Source organism: Deinococcus sp. QL22 (genome assembly GCF_023370075.1).
In the GTDB taxonomy this organism is placed as follows: Bacteria; Deinococcota; Deinococci; order Deinococcales; family Deinococcaceae; genus Deinococcus.
Genome location: NZ_CP097149.1, coordinates 2,959,617 through 2,983,503, shown reverse-complemented (window position 1 = coordinate 2,983,503; position 23,887 = coordinate 2,959,617). Strand labels below are relative to the sequence as shown.

Sequence of the window (23,887 nt, the reverse complement as noted above, 5' to 3'; positions counted from 1 at the left end):
CCTCATTCTCTTGAAAAAGACAGGGGGCCAGCCGCAGAGAGAGTTGCGACTGGCCCCAACCACTCAGGCCAAGTGACCGGGCCTTATTTGACGTTCAGGCCTTTTTCTTTGAAAAACTTGACCGCTCCGGGGTGCAGGGGCGTGGGCAAGCCCTTAACGGCTTTTTCCAGCGAGTAGTTCAGGCCGAGGCTGGGGTGAAGGGCCTTCAGGTCGGCTTCGCTGCCGAAGGTGGCTTTCATGGCCTTGTACACCGAGTCTTCGCTGACGGCGGTGCTGGTGACCATCACGGCCTGAACCGCCACGCTGGGCACGGTTGCGCCGACGCCCTTGTACGACTTGGCTGGAATGTTGAAGCGCACGTAAAAGGGATACTTCTTAAGCAGGCTGGCAGCTTGGTTGCCGCCCACAGGCACCACGTTCACGTCAACTGTTTGGGCAATCTGAGCAATGGCGCTCGCGCCCACGCCCACCGTGTAGAACAGGGCGTCGGCCCGCTTGTCCTGCATCAGGCTGATGCCCTGTGCCGGAGATACGCGCAGCGTTTGGCCCAGGTCATCAAACTTCAGGCCGTAGGCTTCCAGCACTTGGCGGGCGGTTTGTTCGGTGCCCGAACCCAAATCCCCGATGACCACTTTTTTGCCCTTCAGGTCGGCAATAGAGTTGATCTTGGAATCTTTGCGGGCAATAACGTGCAGCACTTCGGGGTACAGGACAGCCATGCTGCGAATCTTGTTGTTGCCCTTACCCTCGAAGGCGGTGATACCCGTGCCCTTGTAGGCATAGAAGGCGATGTCGTTCTGTGCGATGGCGATGTCAAGCTCGCCGGTGCCGAGGGCGTTCATATTGAACACGCTGCCGCCGGTGCTGCGTGCGTTGGCACGCAGACCTGCGCCTGCATCGTTGATCATTTTGGCCATGCCGGTGGCGACAGGAAAGTACACACCGGTCGTGCTGCCCGACCCGATGGTGAGGATGGTGGTGCCCTGTGCAAAGGCCACAGCGGCGGTGCCGAGAAGCAACAAAGTAGAGACGGTCTTGATGGACTTTTTCATGTGGATTCCTTCCGGTGGCCGACTGAGTGGTCGCCACACGAACGCGTTGAGAATGGCGGAATATTAGCACACTGTAAAAATGCGCCCTCATGCGTCATGCCCATTTGAGATTCAGTCCTTATGTGTGACACGTCACTTTAGGCCGCCTCAACCTCTAGAGACTGTCCGGTGCTCTGAACTTGGCTCACAGCGAACCTTAGCGCACTTTTTGCATAATGTTAAAATATTCCTAGACAAAGTGCAGGCTGGATGCCAGCAGCAAGGCTATACGCCAGAAAATGGTGTAGCCGTCAAGCGTCCCGGCGCAGTTTGCCACAGCGCCACCAGGCCGCCGCACAGAAGGCTGCACTGAGTCCGAAGACGGGGGCGTATCCGGCAGCGTCGGCCAGCAAGCCGCCCAGCACCGGGGCAAACAGCGCCGCGCCCACCAGGGTGTTCAGGGTGCCGATATAGCGGCTTCGGGCATGGGCGGGCGCGATATTCAGCAGATGGTTGGTATGGCCCAGATTGAAGCCCTGCGCGGCCACGCTAGACAGCACAAACACGCCAAGGTAGGCCCAGGAAGTCCAGCCCAGCGCCCCCACCAACAAGGCGTACAGCGGCGCAAGTCCGGCAAAGACGCTGGCATAGCGGATTATTCGGCGCGAGCCTTTGCGCTCTGCCACGCGCTGCCACACGACATTGGACAGCGGGGCGACTCCGGTAAGGGTCATGACAAAAATTCCCAGCGTGGCCGCTGGAAACTGCAACTCACGCAGAGCGTACACGGCGTAAAACGGTTCGGCCATGCTGGCGCCCGCCAACAGCAACCGAACGCTCAGGAAGGCGCGGAAGTGAGGGTCGCGCAGGGTTTCGGGAATGGCCCGCACCTCGGCCCGCACACCTTCGGCGGGGAGCGGCGGGTCGGGCGGTTCGGTCAGGCGGCCAAACAGCCAGTAGCCGATGCTGAACGCGATGGTGCCGAGGGTAAAAATGAGCGCGTAATCATAGGGAAAGGCCAGCCCGGAACCCAGAATCCAGCGCACCAACAGCCCCGCACCAAAGGCCAGCAGCCCGCCGTACAGGTTGCGTGTACCAAAAAATCGTGCCCTGTTTTCGGCGGGAACTGTCTTGCTGACCACTTCCAAAAACGGCAGACCCGACACGCCTGAAGCCAGTGCATTGACCAGCATCGCCAGCACGAACAGCGTGAGGCACAGCGCGGGCGTGTGCCACAGCAGGGCGGCCACCCCAATCATCGAGACGTAGCTGAGGGTACGAATCAGGGCCGCCGAACGGTATACGGGCAGCTTGAACGGCAGGCTGCGAACGCGCGCCGCCACCAGCAATTGCGGCAGCATCCAGCCGCCCCCGGCGATGGCGGGCAGCAGCCCAATAACGGCGTTGGGTGCGCCCAGCCGCGCCGCGAATCCGGCCACGACCACTGTCACATTGAAAAACCCGTCGCCTGTAAAAATAAACCAGCCGTTGAGAATGCCCAGCCGCCCGTTGCGATCCCAGCCGCGAAAAGGATGGATGCCCTTGCTCATGCCGCTGCACTCATATTTTTAGACTAGGCATTTTTAGACTCAGCACTCTAGGCTCCTGGCAATCTCAGCACGCCTTCCAGCGCGGCGTAAGCATCGGGGCGAGCCAAAAACACCAATTCGTCGTCGGTGGTCAGCAGCAGTTCCGGGCGGGGCAGGCGCACAGTGCCGTCCCGCACGATGCCCACGACTTCTACGCCTGGCGGCAACGACAGGATGCTGAGGCGTGCGCCGCGCCAACTGGGAGGCACACCCCGGCGGTACAGTTCGCGCTCGGCTGGCGTAGGGGACGGCATATTTTCGGCATCTGGAGCGTCGTCGGGCTTGGGAGCATCGAAGGGAGTGGCAGGCGCTCCGGCCATGCGGCGCGGAATAAAACGCACGCCTTCGGGCAACAGCGGCACGGTGGCCCCGGCATGAACGGCACTGGCCGCCCGTGACCGTGCCTGCCCCGGCACCAGCCCAGATTCGCCGCTGAGGGCGTGGGCTAATCCTGCGGTCAGGAGCGCGACAGGCAAGATGGCGTCGCCGCCCCACGCCACCGCCAACAGTGCGGCTGCCACCGGCACATTCAGCGTGACCGTGACAAACGCGACCATGCCCACCAGCGCCGCCACTGCCGAATCCACGCCCAGTACGCTGCCCAGCCCCGCGCCAAGCACGCCGCCTATGCCGACCGAGGGCAAGACGCCGCCGCCAAAAGCGATTCGTGCACCGAGTGCCAGCAGCAGCCAGCGCCACAGTCCGCCGCCCAGCGCCTCTGAGCCCAAAAAGCCGGACGCGCCCAGTTGCACCCACCCTGTTCCGTCGCCCAGTACCGCAGGCGTGCCCACCGTGCCGAAGTTGCCCAGTTCCGCCGTACCTGCCCAAGCTACCGCAGCGGTCAGCAGGCCGAACACTGCGCCCAGCACAGGCCGCAGCTGTCCATCCGACCACTGTTCGGGAATGGCGCGGAACGCGAACAAGGACAACCAGCCCAGCAGCGTGACCGCCAAGATGATGCCCATGACCTCTAAAAACTGGGCTGCCGACGGTGCCTGCACATCGGCGATGCTGAAGAGGGGTTGGAACCCGAATGCCAGCCCGTACACCGCGTAGGCCGCCACCGAGGCCAACACGCAGGGCATCAGTACCTCAAATTCAAACTCGAAGCGGCGGTAGAGCACTTCCGCGATCAGGACAGCGGCGGCGAGGGGCGCGTGCAGCACGGCTCCCAGGGCAGCGGCGGCTCCGGCCAGAGTCAGCGTCCGAATTTCTACAGAATCCAGCCGCGTGACCCGGCCCAGCAGACGCGTGCCCAGTTGCCCCACCATCGTAAAGGCCGAATCGCGTCCCACCAGCAGGCCCGCGCCGTAGCCCAGCAACGTTCCGGCCAGCGTGCGAACCTGGATTGCCAGCCCTGGCCACTGCCCCCGCGCATGGTAGCCGCGCACCAGTTGAGTCAGGGGGTCGCCAGATTTGGCTGGAAGAAGCCACGCATAGGCCGCGCCCACCAGCGGGAGGGCCAGCAATCCCCAGGGCAGGGCCGTTCCGAAAGCCATCAGCAGGCCGCCTTCACCGGGCGTACCGGGAGGTGCATATCCGGTAATTTGTGCGCCCAGCCGCAGTAATTCATCTAGCGCCAGCCGCAGCAGGATACACAACCCACCCACCAGGCCGCCCAGCAGCACACTGAGTACCACCACGCGGCCCGTCTCCAAGCGGGTCAGAACAGCACGTGGCAGGGGAGAACGCATCGGCAGCATGCTAACGCAAGGTCACGTGCTGCGGGGCAGGTTGCAGGAAAACGACAGGAGATCAACGGGCCGCCGTCTGCCGAGAGCCTGATGAAGCAAAGGGCCACAAGCTGGACAGTTCCGGCTCCGGTGGGGCAAGCGGCGTTAACAGAGGGGTCAGCGGTGCGCTCCTTGCTGGCCCCATTCCGTCTCCTCTGTGCCCAGAGACTACGGGCTACGGCTTGAGCACTTTTTTATGCGGAATCCTCGCCCTGCATGCGCCGCTGGTATTGCTCCCAGATCAGGTCGCGCATGACCCAACCGCTGCCGGGAAAGCGCAGGCCCAGTCGCAGTTCGCCCAGCAGATATTCGCGCACGTCGTTCAGGGCAAACCCCTGTTCGATCAATTGACCCAAATTGACCTCGCCGTCGAGCGCACGGGCGATGGGATGGATGGAGGCCCGGTTTCCGCCCGGACGCAGGCGCAGGCCGAACCAGGCGTAGCGGTTGGTGGCGTCTACTTTGCCTTCTTTGAGGGCTTCGGCAACCTGCTGCGCCACCTGAAACAGTGGCAGGTCGGCTTGCCTCGCGGCGGCCCGGACGCTGCGGCCCTGCATGTCATTAAACAGCGAAATGTTGCCCTGAAACACCCGGCTGGGGCTGCCGATCACGGCGCAGATCTGCGTCCATTCATCGCTGGCCCGCGCCCAGTCGGTCATAAAGTGATCGTATGGCCCCAGCGCCTTGCCGGTCACAGGCTTCAGCTCAAAGGCGAAGGTGCCGCTGTCGGGCAGCATCGGGCTGGCATGAATGGCGTCCACGCCCATCCAGTCCAGAATGCCGCCTGCCACGACTTCGCCCTGCACGTAGGCGACGGTATAAGGCACTTCGGACTTCACCTCTAGCACGCCCGTTTGACGGGTGCCGTTGATGAGTTCCATCACGCCGATGAGTGGAAGGTCTGAAAGGAGGCCCTGCATGAATGTGCCCAGTGTAGCGGCTGGCGCGGCCCATGCGTGCGGGACGGTTACAGATGGAGCGGTTAAGGCAGTGGGGGGGATGGCGGCAAGGAAACCCCTCCGTTACCTGCGGGCCACCTCTCCTGACCTGGAGGCAAAACGCTTGATTCCCTATCCCTACCTCTAACGGGGGGGTTCGCCTTCCACCACCGCCACCATATCCAACCAAGCCGCGCCCAATTCGCCGCTGACATCGCTGGCGCTGAGGCCGTAGCCATGCCGCGCCCCCGCCCGTTCGCCCGCTCTGGCGTGCAGGGTGACGGCGCACAGGGCGGCGTGTGGCGCACTTAATCCCTGTCCTAGCAGCGCCGCCACCACGCCCGCCAACGTGTCGCCCATGCCCGCGCTGCCCATGCCGGGATGCCCGCCCCGGCTGACCCACAGGCCGCCGCTGTGCGCCACCACGCTGGGGCCACCTTTCAGAATTATTGCGCCACCATACCGCTCTTGCAGGGCGCGGGCCGCTGCCAATGGGTCACGGGCCGCGTCGGCTGTCGTGCAGCCCAGCATCCGGGCCGCTTCGCCGGGATGCGGTGTCCAGACGCAGCTGTCATGTCCTAATCCTGCGAGTTCCGGTTGAAGGGCGTCGGCGTCCAGCACACAGGGTACGCCCCCATTCAGTCCAGCCCAGCCCAAGACAAGGCGGGCCAGAGCGGGCGCGGTTGGCCCCAGGCCCATGCCGATGCACACGGCGTCGGGCAACCCTTGAGCCGCCGCCTTCGCCAATTCACCCGCCAAATCCTCATGCCGCCGGATCATCAGTTCGGGCATCACCAGGGGCACCTCTGCCGCCGAATACACCGTGACCAGGCCCGCCCCGGCCCGCAGCGCCCCCACGCCCGCCAATGCTGCCGCGCCCGCTGTCCCCGGATGGCCGCCCACCACCCAGACCCGGCCCGCCGTGCCTTTGTGGGCGTCGGCAAAGCGCACGGGCAACAATCGCGCCACGTCTGCCCGCGTGGGCCGGGTGGCAAATGCTTCGGCCTGTGCCCAGCCCACCGGTAAACGCAGATTAGCCAGCCTGACCCTTCCAGCCCGGTGCGCGGCGGGGCCGAACAGCAGGGCGGTTTTCAGGCCCGACAGGGTTACCGTCAGCGCGGCCTGAATGGATTCGCCCACCAGATCGGCGCGGGTAGCGTCCAGCCCCGTGGGCAAATCTATCGCCACCACAGGCAGGTCAGATGCATTCACCGCCGCCACGACTTCCGCCAATTCGGGCCACAGCGGGGGCGTAAAGCCTGTTCCCAGCAGGCCATCTACGATCACCGCCGCTGCCCCAGATTCCCGTGCCACTGCCGCCGCACTCAGCGCCGTTGCGCGCACGCCCACCGCGCCCAGCCGTTTCCGGTTGGCCCGCGTCAGGGGATGCCGCGCCGGAGCAGCCAGCACCCGCACTTCCCGGCCCAGCGCCGCCAGATGCCGTGCGGCCACCAGCGCGTCTCCGCCGTTGGCCCCGCCGCCTGCCAGCAGCACCACACGCCCCGCCGGAAAAGTGTTCTGTACGGCGTCGGCTACGGCCCGCCCCGCTTCTTCCATCGCCAGATCCAGCAGGCCTGCCCGCTGCAGCCGTGCATCCAGCGCCTGCACACCAGCGGGCGAGAGGATCGGCTCGGCGGTCAGCGTAGTGTTCGTGTCTTGCACGGTTTACCCCCCAGCACCTCGGAAAATCAGCAGCACGATCAGCACCGCCGCCACCAGCAACACCCAGCGCACCGCCCGCAATTTGGGATTGGCCTTAAATTGCTCGCGCATATCTTCCCGCGTTTCCTGCTGAGACTGGCGCACGCTGAGGCGCTGGGCACGCCGAATAGACCCCACCGATTCGTATACCTTGCCCTGTCGCCGTAGGGCCACCCCCAGGTTGTGGTGCGCTCCCTCGTAGTCGGGGGCCAGCTTCAATACCTCGCGGTAACACACCTCGGCCTCGGCGGGGCGGCCCGCTTCCAGATCCAGATTGCCCAGATTCATCAGCGCCCGGTAATGGCCTGGGTCGGTGCGGCGGGCGTCCTCAAAGGCGCTTCGGGCGGCTTCTGGTTCCTCGCGTAGAGCGTGCAGCACGCCCAGGGCGTTATAGGCCTCGGCCTGCGTCATGGCGTGAGAATGCGCGGGCTTCAGCACCTCGCTCAGTTCGCCCGGATCGGCTATGCCGCTGCCCCCTTCCAGCGCTGCCACCCCTTGCCCCAGCACTTCGGGAGCCACCAGCGATCTCAGCAGCGCCACTTCTCCCACCAAGCCTGCGGCCTCGCCTTCCGTCAGGGCTTGGCTGTAGCCTGCCAGTGCCCGCCGCGCCCCCGGATATTTGCGGGCACGCACATCGTCTTGCGCGGCCACCAACGCGCCCAGTGCCGCCGAAACTTCGGGTCCGGCGGGCAGCAGATGCGCCGCCGCCTGGGCTCTGCGCCACTCGCCGCTGCGGGCAAATGGTTTCCAGTCCAGCGCGGCGGGGGACGGCGGCTGTACAGGTTGGGCTGGCTCCGGGGGCTGGGGCTGCTCCGGTAGGGCTGGCCCAGAGGGTGCGTTACCGTCCGGCACAGCCTTGCCGGGCACAACAGAGAGAACGCCCTTGCGGGCAGGATTGGTCATACGGGCAGTATACTGACGCCGCCCAGCAGACTTTGAGGGTTCCGAGGCGGTCTTTTCAGGCGGCCCGCTCCCGAACTGCTGAACTCCCACACGGCGAGAAGGCCTGCCGCCCGCTGCTCAGTGTGTCTTTCCGGCCCATCGCTTCCCCCATCCTGCCCCCAATGGAGACGTTTTCCCTTGAACAATGACGCCAACCCTGATCTCCCCGAAACAGCCCCCCAGTCTTCCTTACCGCTGTATTCCCCCGCCCGCGTGCGCGAACTGCTGACGCTGCACGGCCTGCGCCCCACCAAAAGCCTCGGCCAGAATTTTTTGATCGACGGCAATATTTTGCGGGCCATTGCCGAGGCGGGCGGGGCCGCGCCCGGCGTGCCTGTGCTGGAAATCGGCCCTGGCCTCGGTGTCCTGACCCGCGAGGTGGCCTCACGCGGGGCAGCGGTGACGGCGCTGGAAAAAGACGAGCGGCTGAAGCCCGTGCTGGCCGACACCCTGGCGGGAACAGGGGTGAACGTGATCTGGGGCGACGCCCTTGATTTCGATTACGCGGGGCTGCCCCTCGGCACCCGCGTTATCGCCAATTTGCCCTACTACATCACGGGTGTGCTGCTGTCACGCTTTATGCAGGCTCCCAACATCCTGTCGGCCACCGTGCTGGTGCAAAAAGAAGTGGCGCAGCGCCTGGCAGCCAAGCCCGGTCAGGACGCCTACGGGTTCCTGAGTGCGTTGGCGGCCCTGTACGGCAGTGTCAAGCACGTGCGCGACGTGCCCAAAGGGGCGTTCCTGCCCGCGCCCGACGTGACCAGCAGCGTGGTGCGCCTCGATTTTGACCGCGACCGGCCCATGCCCGACCCCGCACTGGTGGCTTTTGTCGACGCCGCGCTGCACCACCGCCGCAAAACCCTGCGCAACAATCTGCGTCTGATCGGACACGAGGGTGTGCCTGTAGACGCCGCCATCGCCGGGGCTGGCCTGCGGGCCGACGTGCGGGCCGAAGACGTGGCGCTGAGCGACTTGGAAGCCGTCGCCCGCACGCTAGGCGTGGTACGGTAAAGGCCGTATTACACGCAGGTCTGACCGGGCAAGGGTCTGTTTTTGCCGTTGCGCTTTCCGGTTGGTGTCTGCCGCACACTTTGGCGCACTGTTTAGCCTTTTGCACAGTGTTCCGCACTCTCCATCTATCCTGTTCCAGTCAAGAGGGCCACGTCCCATCCCGGCCCGGAGGTTCTATCCGTGAAGTTCTACGTCATTGGCGACGTTACTGTTGACCACCTGTACCACCTGGATCAGTTGCCCACACCCGGCAGCGAAACCGCCCCCAGCCGCGCCACCATGGAACCCGGCGGCGCGGGCGGCACTATTTCCGTCACGTTGGCCCGGCTCGGCCACAGCGTTATTCTGGCGGCCCGAGTCGGAGACGACCCCTTTGCTGAATACGCGCTAGGCCGCGTGCGCGACAGCGGTGTCTCTGAGGCGGCCATTCAGCGCGACCCTGATCTCCTGACCAGCACCATTACGGTGATGCAGACCCCCGACGGTTTGCGGGCCATGATCAGCGACGGAGCTGCCAACCGCCAACTCGACCCCGCCAAGCTGAAAAAGAAGGACGTGGAAACGAGCGACGCCCTGATCATCTCGGCCTATTCGCTCACCGAAGGGCCGCAGCGCGAGTATTCGCTGAAGGCCATAGAAGCCGCCAAGAATGCCAAAAAGCCTGTGCCGGTCTTCATTGACCTCGGCACCGGGGCCGTGAACAAGGCCGGAACCAAACTGGAACAGGACGTGATCGGCGCGGATTACCTGATGCTGAACCAGCACGAATTGTTGGCGCTCACGGGCACGGGCAGCATCAGTACGGCACTGGCGCAACTCGGCGCAGGTGGGGCGCGGCGAGTCATCGTGAAGGTGGGCAAGATGGGCAGCATCGTCTGGACGCCCGACGAAACCGAACTCGTGGATGCCGTGCCGCCTGAAGGCAACGTCGTAGACAGCACCGGCGCAGGCGATACGTTTACGGCGGCTTTTGCCCACGCTGCGTTGTCCGGTCTTCCTCTGGCCCGCGCCGCCCGCGCTGCCAACGCCGCCGGAGCTTTGGCCGCTACCCGCTTTGGTGCCCAGAGCCGCGAGATTACGCCCGGCGATCTGGAAACGGTGATGTCCAAAAAGTAAGTAGGTTGGAAGCTCCAAGTGGGCCAAAAAACATTGGGTGCGTTCAAAACCTACAAACCCCCCACTGGGCGGAAAGGCTAATGAGGCTTTTCCGCCCTTACTACCAATTTCTGCTCTGTTTGACCCTATCAGCGGGCCGAATCTCACGTTGAGACCGTCATTCTCATGGTTTTCCAGTATTTTGTGACAATTGACCCGCTACACTCCACCTTAGTGAATCTCATTCCATTCAAGTGTCTTTTTTCTTCTGCTCTGAGGCTTTTGCTGGTGCCGTTGGCCCTTGCTGTGCTGGTGCCGCAGGCGTTGGCCGCGCCCCGCATAGGCAGCCACGACGGTTACACCCGGTTGGTCTTCAATCTGCCCAAAGTCGCCACCAGCACAGTCAAGGTAAGCGGCCAGAGTGTCACGGTGCGCCTGAATGTCAGCCTGCCTGCCGAGCAGGGGGCGCTGAACGCTGCTGGTGTCACGGCTTACGCGGTGGCAGGCGGCACGGTCACGGTTACGTTGGCAAAAGGCCATGCCAGCGCCAAAGCCAGTGTCTTGCCCGCCGCTTCCGGGCAGCCCGCCCGCCTGGTTATCGATGTGCCCACCAGCGCCGCCGCTGCACGTGTGCCTGCCACGCCACAGGCCCGCACAACATCCCCAGCACCTCGGTCTACTCCCATCCGCACCACACCAGCCGCTGTGACCCGCCCGGCTGGATCGGGCACGTCCATTCGCCCCCGCGTGGTGCTGGACGCAGGGCACGGCGGCATAGACCCCGGCATGGTCAGCCGTTGGGTCACCGAAAAAGAAGTGACTTTGGCTATTGCTCTGCGTGTCCGGGCCGAACTGGTCAAGCACGGCATAGACGTGGTCATGGTGCGCGAAACAGACCGCCACCTCAGCAGCGATAAGCGCACCGACCTTGAGTCACGTTCCCGACTTGCCACCACTGGAGCCGTCAGCGCCTTCGTGAGCATCCACGTCAATGCGGCCAGCTCCAGCGCACAGGGCATCGAAACCTACTATTTTGGGCAACCGCTGGCCGGAAGTGACCGCAGCCAAGCCGTGCGCGAAAACGGTGGCGGCAGCGTGGGCCAGGAGTTGACCCGGCAGGCCGCCAACAGCGCCCAGAGCCTGTTGGGCGACATTCTGGCTCAGGCCAAGGTGGCGTTCAGCCGTCAGTTGGCCCAAAAAGTGCAGGCCAACCTGATCGCGGCAACGGGGGCCGTGAACCGGGGCGTTCACACCGACACCTTTTACGTGATTCGCAACCCCACCACCGCCGCCATCCTCACCGAAATCGGCTTTGGCTCCAGCCCGGTAGAAGGCCCCCGCCTCGCCAACCCCGCGTACCGTGACCGCATCGCGCAGGCTATTGCACGGGCCATTTTGGATTTCCTCAACACGAAATAACCGTAGGTGGGGAGTGATAAGTGTCAAAAGAGCAGGGCTTCAGCGACGGTTTGGCTGAAGCCCTGCCCGTTCAATTGGACTTACCGCCGCTTCTTCACGTTCCACGCTTCCTCATTGATCCCGCTGCGTTGATTCACGGCGCGGGCCATGATGAACAGCAAATCGGAAACGCGGTTCAGGTAGACCTGAGTGTGAATGTTGGTGTCTTCCTCGTGCATCAGGTGAATCACGTCCCGTTCGGCGCGGCGGGCCACAGTGCGGGCCACCTGCAATGTGGCGGCGGCGGGTGTGCCCCCCGGATGCACGAAGCCCGTAAACGGCGGCGCGTCGGCCTGATAGCGGTCAATCATCGCTTCCAAAAAAGCCACGTCCTCGGCGTCGATTCGGCTCAGGTTCTTTTCATAGATACCGCCCGCACGGGTCGCCAGGTCTGCGCCCAGGTCGAACAGGGCGTTTTGCAGGTATTCCAGATCGGTGTCCAGCGAGGGATCAGGCTTGTGGCTGCGGGTATTGTGCGCCCGCGCCAGCCCCAGCACGCTGTTCAGTTCATCTACCGTGCCGTAGGCCTCCACGCGCACATGCGCCTTACTCACGCGGTCAGCGCCGTACAGCCCAGTCGTGCCGCCATCTCCAGTTTTGGTGTAGAGCTTCATGGCTTACAGGGTAATGGGTTGTGGGCAGCAGGGTGTGGGAAGGGCCAAGATTGGTGGGTTTATCTTCTACCCCAACCTAAAAAGCGGGCTATAGGCACAGGTTTTCCCATATCCTACAGCCCGCGCCCTTCCCCTTCCCTTACGCCAAACGGTTCGTTTCTTCCGTCAGGGCCCGCAACTCTGCCGCCGTTTCGGGCAACAGGTCGCCGCCCCCGTAGCGCCAGGTCCAGTTGTGGTCGCCTGTCGTGCCCGGCAAATTCATGCGGGCTTCGGTGCCCAGATTCAACACATCTTGCAGGGGCACAACCGCCAAATTGGCGCGGCTCTCGAAGGCCATTCGCATCAGCTGGGGCGCGAACGTTTCCTCGCTGGGGTCGCTGCTGGTGTAGGTGCGGAAATTGTGTTTTTCCTGTTCCTCGGCGTGCTGCCACCATCCGCGTGTGGTGTCGTTGTCATGCGTGCCGCTGTACACCACCTGATTTTCTCGCAGGTTTTCGGGCAGGAAGTCGTTCACGCTGAAATCCCCGCCGCCAAAGGCAAATTGCAGCACGGCCATACCGGGAAAGCCGAAATCGTCGCGGAGTTTCTCCACGTCCGGGGTAATCACGCCCAGGTCTTCGGCAATGATGGGCAGCACGCCCAGGGCTTCGCGCACGGCAGCAAACATTTCCTGCCCCATCGCCGGAACCCACTCGCCCTGAATGGCAGTTTCTGCGGGAAACGGAATCTCCCAACTGGCCGCAAAGCCGCGAAAGTGATCAATTCGGACTAAATCGAACAGTTTCAGGCTGCCTTCAAAGCGTTCTATCCACCACTTGAAGCCAGCGGCCTGCATGTTTTTCCAGTTGTACAGCGGATTGCCCCAGAGTTGCCCCGTTGCACTGAAATAGTCGGGCGGCACACCGGCGACCACCGTCGGCTGGCCCTGATCGTCAAAGTAAAACTGATCGCGGTTGCTCCAGACGTCGCTGGAATCCATCGCCACAAAAATGGGGATGTCGCCCACGATCTGCACCTTGCGCTCGGCGGCGTAGGCACGGATGGCCCGCCACTGCTGGAAAAACAAAAACTGAATAAACTTGACGCGTTCGATGGGCGAGGCTAATGCAGCGCGGGCTTTGGCGAGTGCCCCGGCTTCGCGGTCACGGGTGGCGGCTTCCCAGGCGTTCCACGGCAGGCCGCCATGGGCATCCTTGAGGGCCATAAACAGCGCGTAATCGTCGAGCCACGCAGCTTCTTCGGCCTTAAACGCCTCAAATTCCGGCTTAAGGTTTTGCGAGCCGCCATACGCGTAGTGGGCGTAGGCGCGGTCTAACATCTGGTTGCGCCACACATATTGCACCCCGAAATCCACCTTCTTGGGGTCAAATTCAGGAACCACCGTAAAGTCACTGTCTTCCAAGAGGCCGTCTGCGTGCAGGGTTTCCAGATCAATCAGATACGGATTGCCTGCAAACGCACTGAACGCCTGATAGGGGCTGTCCCCGTAGCCTGTCGGCCCCAGCGGCATAACTTGCCAGTAGGCTTGCCCCGCTTCGGCCATCCAATCTACGAATTTCCGTGCCTGAACACCTAGAGCGCCGATGCCGTAGGGGCCGGGCAAACTGGTCGGATGAAGAAGGACTCCGCTGGAACGCTTGATCGTCATGAATCTCCTTTGCAATGCCTGGACTTGGACAACGTGCCTGACCGAACCCAAGTGGAAGTGCTTCCACACTGATCTAAATCTGCATCCCTTGTCTGCGGCCTGTTTAGTTCTGGCCCGATTCTACTGAAGGTCGATGAAAATTGTGCCAAATCCTCAACTCTGTCTGAAGTGGGCTGGACGAGCACCACAATCACTATTCAACCAAAAAATAGAGGCAAGGCACATGGCCCCGCCCCCAGATCAACGCTGAAATTCAGTCGTACTCGACGCTCAGCACCTCAAATTGCATGGTGCCTTTGGGCAACTGTACCGTGACCGAATCTCCCATATGTTTTCCGGCGAGGGCCACACCAATAGGGCTGGCGTCACTGATTCTGCCGTTCAGAACGTCTACTTCGTAGGTGCCGACCACTTCAAACTTGCGCTCCACGCCCTTGGCATCCTTGACCAGCACTTTGGCCCCCAGCCCGATGCCGCCGCTGGCATCTTCGGCCACGATTGTAGAGCGCTCCAACTGATGCTCGATCTCCACGATGCGGCCTTCGTTCTCACTTTGCTGCATGCGGGCTTCATCGTAGGCGGCACTCTCGCGGAGGTCGCCGTCTGCCAGTGCCGACCCCATATACTCGCTGATCTGTTCCCGGCGCGTGGTTTTGAGGTGTTGGAGTGTTTCCTGCAGCTTGTCGTACCCGCGTTGGGTCATGGTGATGCGATCCTTGGTCATAACACCAGAGTATAGAGCGCGGGCGCATGAGTGGGGAGGCGAGCGGTTGCACAGAGGGAATGGCGTGGGCTTTTCCGGCGGGTCACAACTAGAATAGGTCTACCGCCAGACCGTTTTCAGGCCCGCTCCACGACTTCCGACTGCTGTCCTCAGTACGCAAAGCCGGATTTGGTGACCATCAGCTTCAGTTCGTGCGGGCTGCTGGCGTTGTCCATCGCCTCTTCCATCGTGATCAGGTTGTGGCGGTACAGTTCCACCAGGTTCTGATCAAAGGTGTGCATGCCCCGGATATTGTCCTCGATCAGCGCGTCTTTGATGAGGGCCGTTTTCTCCTCTTCCTTGATGTATTCGCGCACCAGTGGCGTTGCCAGCAAAATCTCGGTGCCCAGCACTCGGCCTACGCCATCGGCCCGCTTCAGCAGGCGTTGGCTGACAATACCCACCAGCGACTCGGCCAGCAGCAGCCGGATCTGGTCGCGTTCGTAGGGCGCAAAAAAATCGATGATGCGGTTGACACTTTTTACGGCGTCCTGGGTGTGCAGGGTACTCAGCACCAGATGCCCGGTTTGCGCGGCAGTCAGGGCAGCTTCCACCGTCTCCTTGTCGCGCATCTCGCCAATCATGATCACGTCGGGGTCCTGGCGCATAGAAAACTTCAGGGCCGTGCGGAAGTCGCGGGTATCGCTGCCCACTTCACGCTGCACCACGATGGATTTCTTGTTGCGGTGCAAAATCTCGATCGGATCTTCGATGGTGATGATGTTGTAGGAATAATGGCGGTTGATGTGGTCGATCAAGCTGGCCATCGTGGTACTTTTGCCCGCACCCGTCGGCCCCGTGACCAAAATCAGGCCGCGTGATGCTTCGGCAAAACCTTTCATCACGTCTACAGGCAGACCCAGCGATTCGAAGCCCGGAATAGAGTCTGCGACGATTCGCATGACGATGCCCACCGCGCCGCGTTGCCGGAACACGTTGCAGCGAAATCTGCCCAGCCCCGACACGCTGTAGGCGGTATCGAGTTCGTTTCGGTACTCGAAATCTTCCCACTGGTCGGGCGTCAGGAGCGCCTGCGCCAGCTTCAGCGTATCGGGCGGCATGAGGGACTGGGTGCCGAAGGGCATCAACACGCCGTCGACCCGGCCCATCGGCGGGCTGCCTGCCTGCAAATGTACGTCCGACACGCGCCGGGTCACCATCTCGCGCAGCAGTTCGTCGAGGGTCATGCTTGTGCCTGAGATTCAGACGCCTGAGCCTCCGACGAAAGTGCGGCCATCAGGGGCAAATTGTCGATCAGGCGCACGCCGAACATGCGGGCGGCCAGTAGCACACGGGTCATGTTCCTATTGTCGCCCCCCGTTCTGTCATTCCTGTCACGTTCTGCGTCCTGAACCTCCTGCAGTGAATGCAGCGGATCCACGCTGTCTAGCGGCTGCATTTTCCCGTCCACGATGCTCAGGTAGTCCAGCTCTACGGCTTCATCGGTAGCCAGCACGTCCAGCCCCGCCTGCCGAAGCGTCTGCACCTGCGTTTCGCCGGTGGCGTAGCTATGCTGCACGGCCCGCAGCGCCCTCTGCAGTACGGCGGCCCGCGCTTGCTGCTCTGGTGTCAGATAGGCATTGCGGCTGCTGAGGGCCAACCCACTGGCCGCCCGCACGGTGGGCACGCCGATCACGTCCACATTCACGTTCAGGTCGCGCACCATGCGCCGCAGTACGGCCAATTGCTGCCAGTCTTTTTCTCCCAGATATACCCGGTCAGGGCGCACCAGATTCAGCAGCTTTAAAACTACTGTCGCCACGCCCGTAAAGTGTCCGGGGCGCGAGGCTCCGTCCAGTCCCTCGCTGACCCCCGACACGGTCACGCGGGTGGAAAAGCCGTCGGGGTACATCAGGTCTACGGACGGCGTAAACAGCAAGTCGGCCCCGGCCCCGCCCGCGACGCCCAGATCACGCGGCAGATCGCGGGGATATTTGTTGAGGTCTTCGCCCGCGCCGAATTGCAGCGGATTCACGAAAATGCTGACCACCAACAGGTCGCACTCGGCCCGCGCCTGAGAGATCAGGGTGGCGTGGCCCTCATGCAGGTAACCCATCGTGGGCACAAAGCCGACCCGCCCGCGCCCAGCCAGCACGGAGCGCAGTTCGGCGGGGTCACTTATGATTTGTGGCAGGGTCGTCACGGCGCTGCTCACGCCCGTTTCCCGTCTAGCCCCACAGCCCCAATCACAGCGTCCAGTGCCCAACTGATGACCGCCAGCACGATGGCCCCGATGAACGCCGCGCCAAAGCCTGCCACGTCCAGCACGGTCACGCCCGCCACGATCCACAGCACCACCGCGTTCACCACCAGCGTAAACAGGCCGAGAGTCAGCACATTCACCGGCAGACTAAGTAGCAGCAGCACAGGCCGAATCAGCGCGTTCACGATGCCCAGCACCAACGCGGCCAGAATGACGCCTACCACGTCGGCCCCCGGCGCAAATCGCACGCCGTTGTACACGAGGGTCAGCAGGTACAGCGCCAGTGCATTTACCAGCAAGCGAATTAAGAAGCCCATAGAGACAGCATAAACCGTGCAGGGTGGGGAAGACGCGACAAGAACACGTGGAGAGTGCTTGAACAAGGGTGAAGGGTTGCCGAAATGGTTCGTCCTGTCTTGTCGGGTCAGGTGGCACAACTTCCTCAGCCCCATAAACCTTCTGTCCAATTCTTGAGCGTTGGTACTGAAGGATAGTGGGAGACAGAAAAAGGGCGAAGCAAAAGCAAAAGCTTCTGTTCGCCCTGACTGAATGGCCGCCGTTTACAGCCCAAACCGCCCGTACATATGATCCACATGCCGCAGATAGAACGCCAGATCGAAGGCGGCGTCCAGTTCGGTATCGTTCAGGGGGTTGGCGCCGTCTGCCTTCAATAGATCGCGTAGCCCCTCGCCCGTTTCCCAACTGTGCAGGGCGTTGCGCTGAACGAGTTCGTAGGCGGCTTCACGGCTCATGCCCTTTTCGTCGATCAGGGCGTGCAGCACGCGTTGGCTGAAGACCAGACCGCCGAGGTCATTCATATTCTTCAGCATCCGTTCGGGAAAGACCACCAGATCACGCAGCACCCCAGTCAGGCGGCGGGCGGCGTAACTGGCGGCGGCGGTGGCGTCGGGCAAAATCACGCGCTCGGCGCTGGAATGGCTGATGTCGCGCTCGTGCCAGAGGGCCACGTTCTCCAGTCCGGTGGTCAGGAAGCCGCGCAGCAGACGGGCAAATCCGGTCACGTTTTCGGTCAGGATCGGGTTTTTCTTGTGTGGCATAGAGCTGCTGCCCGTCTGCCCCTTCCCGAACGGCTCCATCGCCTCACGGACTTCGCTGCGTTGCAGATGGCGAATTTCCACAGCGATCCGCTCCAGGGTGGTGCCAAAAATCGCCAGTGCCGACAGGACTTCGGCGTGGCGGTCACGGGCCAGCGTCTGGTTGGTAATCGGCGCGGCTGTCCAGCCCCACGCGGCGGCTACGGCTTCCTCAATTTCAGGACTGACATGGGCATAGGTGCCCACGCTGCCCGACAACATCACCACGCGCACACGCTCACGGGCGGCGGTCAGGCGTTCGGCGTCACGGTCTAACGTTGCCATCCAGTTCAGAAACTTTAGGCCAAAGGTCATCGGTTCGGCGTGAATGCCGTGCGTGCGGCCCACCGTCGGCGTGTATTTGTAAGTCACTGCCTGTATTCGGCACACTTCACGCAATTTGGCGGCGTCGGCCAGAATCACGGTCAGCGCTTCGTCCAGCAACAGATTTTGGGCCGTATCCACCACGTCCGTACTGGTCAGCCCATGATGAATAAAGCGGGCTTCCTCGCCGTAGCGCTCGGTCAGCGCCCGCGTGAACGCCACGATGTCATGGCGGGTCACGGCCTCAATCTCGGCCACGCGCTCGGCAAAAGCCTCATCCAGCGGGTCGGCGGCGGCGCTGGCGGTCAGGGCGGCGTAAGCGTCGGCGGGTACTTCGCCGTGCGCGGCCTGCGCTCCCATCGCGGCCAGTTCCACGCGCAGCCACGCCCGGTATTTGCTGGCTTCGCTCCACAGCGCCTTCATTTCGGGGGTCAGGTAGCGGTCAATCATTGGGCAATCACGCGGGGCAGCGTACCAAGAACAGCGCGTGGGATGTGGGGGAGATGGCGGCGAAGCTAGAAATGACTCCAGATGCCCCAACGCACGCTCGTGCTTTTCCTGCACTCCATTCCCTACACGCCCAACGGCACATCCACGCCCAACTCCGCCAGCACCGTCCGAATCGCCTGCGCGTCTATACCAGAGCGGGCATGCACACTTTCCACGGTGGCATGATCCTGAAACTCGTCGGGAATGCCCAGTACGCGCACGGGTACGCTGAGGCCCATGTCGCTCAGGGCTTCCAGCACCGCACTGCCGAAGCCGCCCAACACGGTGTTGTCTTCCACAGTGACCAGGTTGCGGGCACTCGCGGCCACCTCGCGCAGCATCTCCAGATCCAGCGGCTTCACGAATCGGGCATTGACCACGCCCACGCCCGGCAAGTCGGCGGCGGCTTTCAGGGCGTAGTCCAGCGCCTTGCCGCCCGCCAAAATCACCACGTCCGAACCCGCCTGCACGCGCTCCCAAGTGCCCCATTTCAGGTCAGGCCACGTTCCTTCCGGCACGCGCTCGGTGTTGCCACGTGGGTAGCGGATGGCAAACGGGCCGGGGCTTTCCTGCGCCACCTTAAGCATGCCGCGCAACTCGGAGGCGTCTTTAGGCAGGCCCACGCGCACGTTGGGAATACTCCGCAGATAGCTCAGGTCGAACACACCGTTGTGAGTCGAACCGTCTGCGCCCACGATTCCAGCCCGGTCTATCGCAAACGTCACGTTCAGATTTTCAATCGCCACGTCATGCAGCACCTGATCGTAGGCCCGCTGAAGGAAACTGGAATAGATAGCCACGATGGGCCGCATGCCTTGCAGGGCCATGCCCGCTGCTGTGGTTACGGCCACATCTTCGGCAATCCCTACATCCAGGTACCGCTTGGGGTGCGCCTTGCTGAAGCCCACCAGGCCGCTGCCCTCGCGCATGGCAGGCGTGATCACGAAGGTGCGGGGATCGAGTTTGGCCAGTTCGGTCACGGCGTCGCCAAAGGCCGCACTCCAGGAGTAGGTCGGTTTGCCGCCCGCCGTTTTGGACAGGTCTCCGGTGGCCGGGTCGAATTTGCCGGGGCCGTGCCAGTAGATCGGGTCGGCTTCGGCGTAGCTCAGGCCTTTGCCTTTGCGCGTGACCACATGAAGGATCGTGGGGCCGTCCAGATCAATCAGGCGTTCCATCAGCCACACCAGTTGGCCCACGTTGTGGCCATCCACTGGCCCCACGTAGCGCACGCCCATCGCGGCAAAGGGGTTTACACTGGCGGGGTCGAAGAAGTGGCGAGTGCTGCTCTTGGCACGGCTCATCAGGTCGGCCAGCGGCTTGCTCACGGCCTGCATCGCCTTTTTGCTGGCCCCCTCGCCTTCCTGAAACCACTTCTGCACCTGAAGGCCGCGCATGAATTTGCTCATGGCCCCCACGTTCTCGCTGATGCTCATTTCGTTGTCGTTCAGAACGATCAGCATTTTGCGCTGCACGTCACCGATGGTGTTCAGGGCGGCCAGCGCCATGCCCCCGGTCAGGCTGCCGTCTCCGATCACGGCGGCCACCGTGTAATCCTCGCCCAGCGCGTCGCGGGCCATCGCCATGCCCAGCGCGTTGGCTAAGGACGTGCTGGCGTGGCCCACCGTAATCGCGTCGTGTTCGCTCTCGCTGACCTTGGTAAAGCCCGACAGTCCGCCTTCCTTTTTCACCGTGTGCATCTGGGAACGCCGCCCCGTCAGCATTTTGTGGGCATACGCCTGATGTCCCACATCGAACAGAATTCGGTCACGCGGCGAGTTCAGCACGTAATGCAGCGCCACGATCAGGTCGGTTGCGCCCAGGCTGCTTGCCAGATGCAGCCCACCCACCGAACAGACCCGCGTGATTTCGTCGCGGAGTTCCTGCGACAGCGTGGGCAACTGCTCCCGCGTCAGCCGCTTCAGGTCGGCGGGACTGTTTACGCGGTCTAGCAGCGGCGTGAGGCTGGACGCGGGGGCCACCTCAGCGGGAGCGGGTTGTTCGGGCGTGCGGGTCATGGTTGGCCTCCAGTGGATGGGCTGCTTGCTGGGCTGGCAAAGTTGCGGGCCGTCAGCAGCAGGGCTTCGGGCGTGCGGATATCACCCACAAACGGCGTGAACCAGATTTGCTGCGCCGCTGGGAACAGACTGCCCAACTCGCCCGAAATTTGCCGCGTGATCACCCACACATCAAAACTGCCGCCGGGGGTATTCACGCGCCGCCGATCTTGTACGTCGTAGCGGTAGCGCAGCAAGCCTTCAGACTGCACTTTGCCGTCGTCGCTGCTCACACGGGCAGTGGTCGTGCCTTCCCAGCTCAGGCCCACGCGCCATGCATTCTCGGCGGGCGCTTCTACCCAGGCCGGAGTCAGCGTCACCGTGACTCCAGGTTTGCGGAAGCCCAGCAGCCGGACGCCTGAACTGCTGATCAGCCTGTACCACGTCTGGTCAGCCCCACGCCCGGTCAGTTGGAAGGCCAGCGCGGTCTGACCGCCAAAGATGGTCGGCCCCAACGTGCGCAGCAAATACGGCGCACTGGCAGTACTTTCACCTTCTGGCACATACGTCCAGTTCAGGCCCGTTTCCTGCGGATAAAAGGAGATGCTGGCAGGAACGGTGCTGGACTGCACAGGCGGAGCAACCCGTGCTGGCGCGGGCGCACAGGCACCCAGCATCAACGCCAGCGCGGTCAGGCTCCACGCGGCAGAAAAGCGAATTGGCAAACGGCCAGACATGGCCCCTAGGCTAGAGCTCGGCATTCCACACATTCTGTCAGCATTCATGACGTTCCGTCCTTTGTCGTCCCCCATTGTGTGGCCTGCGTCCGGGTCAGGCGTCCCCCAAAAGCGGGAGGGGTCGGAGCGTGAAGGGTAGGTCAGGTTGGGTGCCTTGGATTCGGGATTGGAGGATGACCGCCCAGTCTGCATCGCAGCCAGCTCCCCTCAAGGGGAGTGCAGGAGCTTTTGTCCTCCGCTCTAAGTGGGGGCGTCGCACAGCAACGGGGAATTCACCGTCCAAGTCAGCGTCCAACAAAGAAGAAAGGCGGCAACATCCATCGTCGCCGCCCCCTTCACATCCTTGATGCTTGCGCCCTATTTTATTCCTGCTCAGTTTTGCTCAAGTTCTGGTTGCCCTGCACTTTAGCCTTCAGGGCCGACATCGCGTCGTCCAGATCCTTGTCGCGGCCCAAGTCTTTCAACTGGGCGTCAAAGTCGTTGTCTTTGCGCAGGTCGCCCATCGCCTTGTTGCGGTCTTCCATGCCCGCCACTTTTTCTTCCATGTCCTCGAAGGCGTCCATTGCGCCGCCTGCTTTGCCAAAGCCCGATACGCGGTCAAGCGTCGCGCCAGCCTGCGCGGTGCTCTGGCGTGCGGCCAGCAAGGTTTTCTTCGATTCCATTTCGTCAATCTTGGCTTCCAGCGCCCGCAGCTGGGTTTTCAGAGCGTCTACGGTGCTGCTCTGCACAGCGACCTGCTCACCAAATCCGGCGGCCAAGTCTTTGTGGTTCTGGGCGCGGCGCAGGGCTTCGCGGGCCAGATCTTCGCTGCCGCCTCGCAGAGCTTCTTCGGCTTTTTTCTCGTACTCGGCGGCCAATTTGCGGTTGGTGCTGGCCTCGCGGTCAAGCTTGGCGTTCTGGCTCATGGCTCCGGCCACTTCGCTGCGGGCGTCGGTGTACGCGGCCCGCATGTCTTGCAGGGCCTGCTCGATAATTTTGGTGGGGTCTTCGGCCTTGCTGATCAGGTCGTTGACGTTGGAGCGGAGCAGACGGGACAAGCGGTCAAGAATAGTCATGGTGGTGCCTCCTGAAGTGGTTGGACGACAAAATGTGGTCAGTAGCCCGGCTATCATTACGCACACACGCCACCTGTGGTTCCATTGGTCGCAGACAACACCAGAGCATCAAGGTAAAGTCAAGGCATGATGAAAGCAGGAGCGGGCAAATCGGGCGGCGGCATGATGCGGGGCCGGGCCGGAATTATCGTGGCCATCACCATTGCCGCGCTGTTGCTGGCCGCCGGAGCAAGGTCAGCGCCCGGCGTCTTCCTGAAACCGATGGAAGTCGGCACCGGCTTCAGCCTGACCACCCTCAGCGCAGCGGTCAGCGTGGGCCTGCTGATGTTCGGCCTCGGCGCACCCCTCAGCGGCTACCTGATGGACAGGCACGGGCCGCGCCGAGTCGCTACGTTTGGCCTGCTGTTGGTCGCCCTGTCGTTCGGCCTCAGCGCCCTGATCCGCACTGAGGCGCATCTGTTTATTCTCTGGGGAGTGCTGAGCGGCCTCGGCACAGGCCTCGTGGGCAGCGTGCTGGGAGCGACTGTGGCGGCCCGCTGGTTTCAGTCGCAGCGCGGTCTGGTCACGGGTGTCTTCGGGGCCGCCACCAGTGCGGGCCAACTGATGTTTATTCCGCTGCTCACTCTGGCCGCCCAGGGAGCCGGGTGGCGTTGGGCCAGTGCAGGCATCGGGCTGCTGGCGCTGCTGCTGACGCCCCTGTTCTGGGCCTTGCTGCGTGACCGTCCGGCAGAAGTGGGCCTTGGTATGGATGGCCGCCCGCTCGATCCTGCCGCCCCGGTGGTTGTGCCTGCCAAACCCGATGGGAGTGTGATGCGCCGGGCGCTGCGTTCGCGGGATTTCTGGTTGCTCAGCATCACTTTTCTGGTCTGTGGAGCCACCAGTAACGGCATCATTGGGACGCATTTCATTGCTTACTGCGGCGACTTGGGCCTCACCGCTGGCTACGCTGCTGGAATGCTGGCCCTAATGGGAGCGTTCAACTTTGTGGGCACGCTGGGCAGCGGCTACCTGACCGACCGGGTCGACCCGCGCCTGCTGCTGGCCGCCTATTACGCGTTCCGGGGCTTGAGTCTGCTGGCACTGCCACTGTTGCCGCCCGGCACAGGTCTGGTGTTTTTTGCCGTGTTGTTCGGGCTGGATTACATCGCCACCGTTCCGCCCACCGTGGCCCTCACCGCCCGTACTTTCGGCACGGCCAACGTGGGCACGGTGTACGGCTGGGTGTTCTTCTCGCACCAGGTGGGCGCGGCTTCTGCTACTGCGCTGGGTGGTCTGGTTCGTGAATCGTTGGGCACCTATGGCCCGGCTTTTCTGGCGGCTGGAGTGCTGGCGATCTTGGCGGCGGGCCTGGCCTTGGGCGTGACCCGGCAGCCGAGCGTACGGGCGGCGGCAGCGTAAACTTCAATGCCGTGAGCTGGGCCGTTTACTTCGCCTGCACCAGATAGCTTTTATCAAGAGTCTGTCAACC

The 23,887-nt window shown here is 62.9% G+C and carries 21 protein-coding genes; 5 read left to right on the top strand and 16 right to left on the bottom strand.

Annotated elements, in window-relative coordinates; genetic code table 11:
• Positions 1-83 precede the first annotated feature (83 nt).
• From M1R55_RS14845 to M1R55_RS14830, 4 genes are all read right to left on the bottom strand, one after another.
• A complete protein-coding gene (locus M1R55_RS14845) occupies positions 84-1,052 on the bottom strand; it encodes a TAXI family TRAP transporter solute-binding subunit (protein ID WP_249392497.1) in 969 nt (322 codons plus the stop codon).
• 290 nt (positions 1,053-1,342) lie between these two features.
• Complete coding sequence (locus tag M1R55_RS14840) at positions 1,343-2,581, bottom strand: MFS transporter (protein ID WP_249392496.1); 1,239 nt, start codon at positions 2,579-2,581, stop codon at positions 1,343-1,345.
• 47 nt (positions 2,582-2,628) lie between these two features.
• The gene (locus tag M1R55_RS14835) at positions 2,629-4,314 is read right to left on the bottom strand and encodes a chloride channel protein (RefSeq protein ID WP_249392495.1); all 1,686 of its coding nucleotides are present in this window, start codon (positions 4,312-4,314) and stop codon (positions 2,629-2,631) included.
• Between the two features lie 233 nt (positions 4,315-4,547).
• A complete protein-coding gene (locus tag M1R55_RS14830; protein WP_249392494.1) occupies positions 4,548-5,273 on the bottom strand; it encodes a DUF4388 domain-containing protein in 726 nt (241 codons plus the stop codon).
• Here M1R55_RS14830 and M1R55_RS14825 point away from each other — a divergent pair.
• On the top strand, positions 5,272-5,439 hold the full coding sequence (locus M1R55_RS14825) for a hypothetical protein (protein ID WP_249392493.1): 168 nt from the start codon (positions 5,272-5,274) through the stop codon (positions 5,437-5,439). The two genes, M1R55_RS14830 and M1R55_RS14825, sit on opposite strands and share 2 nt — an antisense overlap.
• Here M1R55_RS14825 and M1R55_RS14820 read toward each other — a convergent pair.
• Both M1R55_RS14820 and M1R55_RS14815 read right to left on the bottom strand, forming a co-directional pair.
• The gene (locus M1R55_RS14820; RefSeq protein WP_249394231.1) at positions 5,436-6,848 is read right to left on the bottom strand and encodes an NAD(P)H-hydrate dehydratase; all 1,413 of its coding nucleotides are present in this window, start codon (positions 6,846-6,848) and stop codon (positions 5,436-5,438) included. The genes M1R55_RS14825 and M1R55_RS14820 overlap by 4 nt on opposite strands.
• Positions 6,849-6,956: 108 nt before the next feature.
• Positions 6,957-7,895 (bottom strand): tetratricopeptide repeat protein, encoded by a 939-nt coding sequence (locus tag M1R55_RS14815; protein ID WP_249392492.1) that lies wholly within the window; start codon positions 7,893-7,895, stop codon positions 6,957-6,959.
• Positions 7,896-8,072: 177 nt separating this feature from the next.
• On the opposite strand from M1R55_RS14815, the gene rsmA reads away from it, so the two are divergent.
• The 3 genes from rsmA to M1R55_RS14800 all read left to right on the top strand — a co-directional run bounded on the left by rsmA (position 8,073) and on the right by M1R55_RS14800 (position 11,459).
• Positions 8,073-8,945, top strand: coding sequence for a 16S rRNA (adenine(1518)-N(6)/adenine(1519)-N(6))-dimethyltransferase RsmA (gene rsmA / locus M1R55_RS14810; protein WP_249392491.1), 873 nt, complete (start codon positions 8,073-8,075; stop codon positions 8,943-8,945).
• 180 nt (positions 8,946-9,125) lie between these two features.
• Positions 9,126-10,061, top strand: a complete 936-nt coding sequence (locus M1R55_RS14805) for a carbohydrate kinase family protein (protein ID WP_249392490.1) — start codon at positions 9,126-9,128, stop codon at positions 10,059-10,061.
• 213 nt (positions 10,062-10,274) lie between these two features.
• The gene (locus M1R55_RS14800; protein WP_249392489.1) at positions 10,275-11,459 is read left to right on the top strand and encodes an N-acetylmuramoyl-L-alanine amidase; all 1,185 of its coding nucleotides are present in this window, start codon (positions 10,275-10,277) and stop codon (positions 11,457-11,459) included.
• A gap of 80 nt (positions 11,460-11,539) precedes the next feature.
• Here M1R55_RS14800 and M1R55_RS14795 read toward each other — a convergent pair whose 3' ends face one another.
• From M1R55_RS14795 to M1R55_RS14750, 10 genes are all read right to left on the bottom strand, one after another.
• On the bottom strand, positions 11,540-12,112 hold the full coding sequence (locus M1R55_RS14795; RefSeq protein ID WP_249392488.1) for a cob(I)yrinic acid a,c-diamide adenosyltransferase: 573 nt from the start codon (positions 12,110-12,112) through the stop codon (positions 11,540-11,542).
• 139 nt (positions 12,113-12,251) lie between these two features.
• Positions 12,252-13,760, bottom strand: a complete 1,509-nt coding sequence (malQ, locus tag M1R55_RS14790; RefSeq protein ID WP_249392487.1) for a 4-alpha-glucanotransferase — start codon at positions 13,758-13,760, stop codon at positions 12,252-12,254.
• A gap of 253 nt (positions 13,761-14,013) precedes the next feature.
• Positions 14,014-14,484, bottom strand: a complete 471-nt coding sequence (gene greA / locus M1R55_RS14785) for a transcription elongation factor GreA (protein ID WP_249392486.1) — start codon at positions 14,482-14,484, stop codon at positions 14,014-14,016.
• Positions 14,485-14,633: 149 nt separating this feature from the next.
• Positions 14,634-15,710, bottom strand: a complete 1,077-nt coding sequence (locus M1R55_RS14780; RefSeq protein ID WP_249392485.1) for a PilT/PilU family type 4a pilus ATPase — start codon at positions 15,708-15,710, stop codon at positions 14,634-14,636.
• Positions 15,707-16,666: a pantoate--beta-alanine ligase gene (gene panC, locus M1R55_RS14775; RefSeq protein ID WP_371827117.1), complete on the bottom strand. Its 960-nt coding sequence runs from the start codon at positions 16,664-16,666 to the stop codon at positions 15,707-15,709. Before panC ends, M1R55_RS14780 begins: the two co-directional genes overlap by 4 nt.
• A gap of 8 nt (positions 16,667-16,674) precedes the next feature.
• Positions 16,675-17,043 (bottom strand): phage holin family protein, encoded by a 369-nt coding sequence (locus tag M1R55_RS14770; protein ID WP_064014614.1) that lies wholly within the window; start codon positions 17,041-17,043, stop codon positions 16,675-16,677.
• A gap of 243 nt (positions 17,044-17,286) precedes the next feature.
• Entirely contained in the window at positions 17,287-18,594 is a 1,308-nt protein-coding gene (purB, locus tag M1R55_RS14765) for an adenylosuccinate lyase (protein WP_249392484.1), read from the bottom strand.
• Positions 18,595-18,716: 122 nt separating this feature from the next.
• Positions 18,717-20,648 (bottom strand): 1-deoxy-D-xylulose-5-phosphate synthase, encoded by a 1,932-nt coding sequence (dxs, locus tag M1R55_RS14760; protein WP_249392483.1) that lies wholly within the window; start codon positions 20,646-20,648, stop codon positions 18,717-18,719.
• Positions 20,645-21,364, bottom strand: coding sequence for a hypothetical protein (locus M1R55_RS14755; RefSeq protein WP_249392482.1), 720 nt, complete (start codon positions 21,362-21,364; stop codon positions 20,645-20,647). Before M1R55_RS14755 ends, dxs begins: the two co-directional genes overlap by 4 nt.
• Positions 21,365-21,726: 362 nt before the next feature.
• The gene (locus M1R55_RS14750; RefSeq protein ID WP_249392481.1) at positions 21,727-22,419 is read right to left on the bottom strand and encodes a PspA/IM30 family protein; all 693 of its coding nucleotides are present in this window, start codon (positions 22,417-22,419) and stop codon (positions 21,727-21,729) included.
• A 126-nt stretch (positions 22,420-22,545) separates the two neighbouring features.
• Between M1R55_RS14750 and M1R55_RS14745 the strand changes: the two genes are divergently transcribed.
• On the top strand, positions 22,546-23,817 hold the full coding sequence (locus M1R55_RS14745) for an MFS transporter (RefSeq protein ID WP_249392480.1): 1,272 nt from the start codon (positions 22,546-22,548) through the stop codon (positions 23,815-23,817).
• The last annotated feature ends 70 nt before the right edge of the window (positions 23,818-23,887 follow it).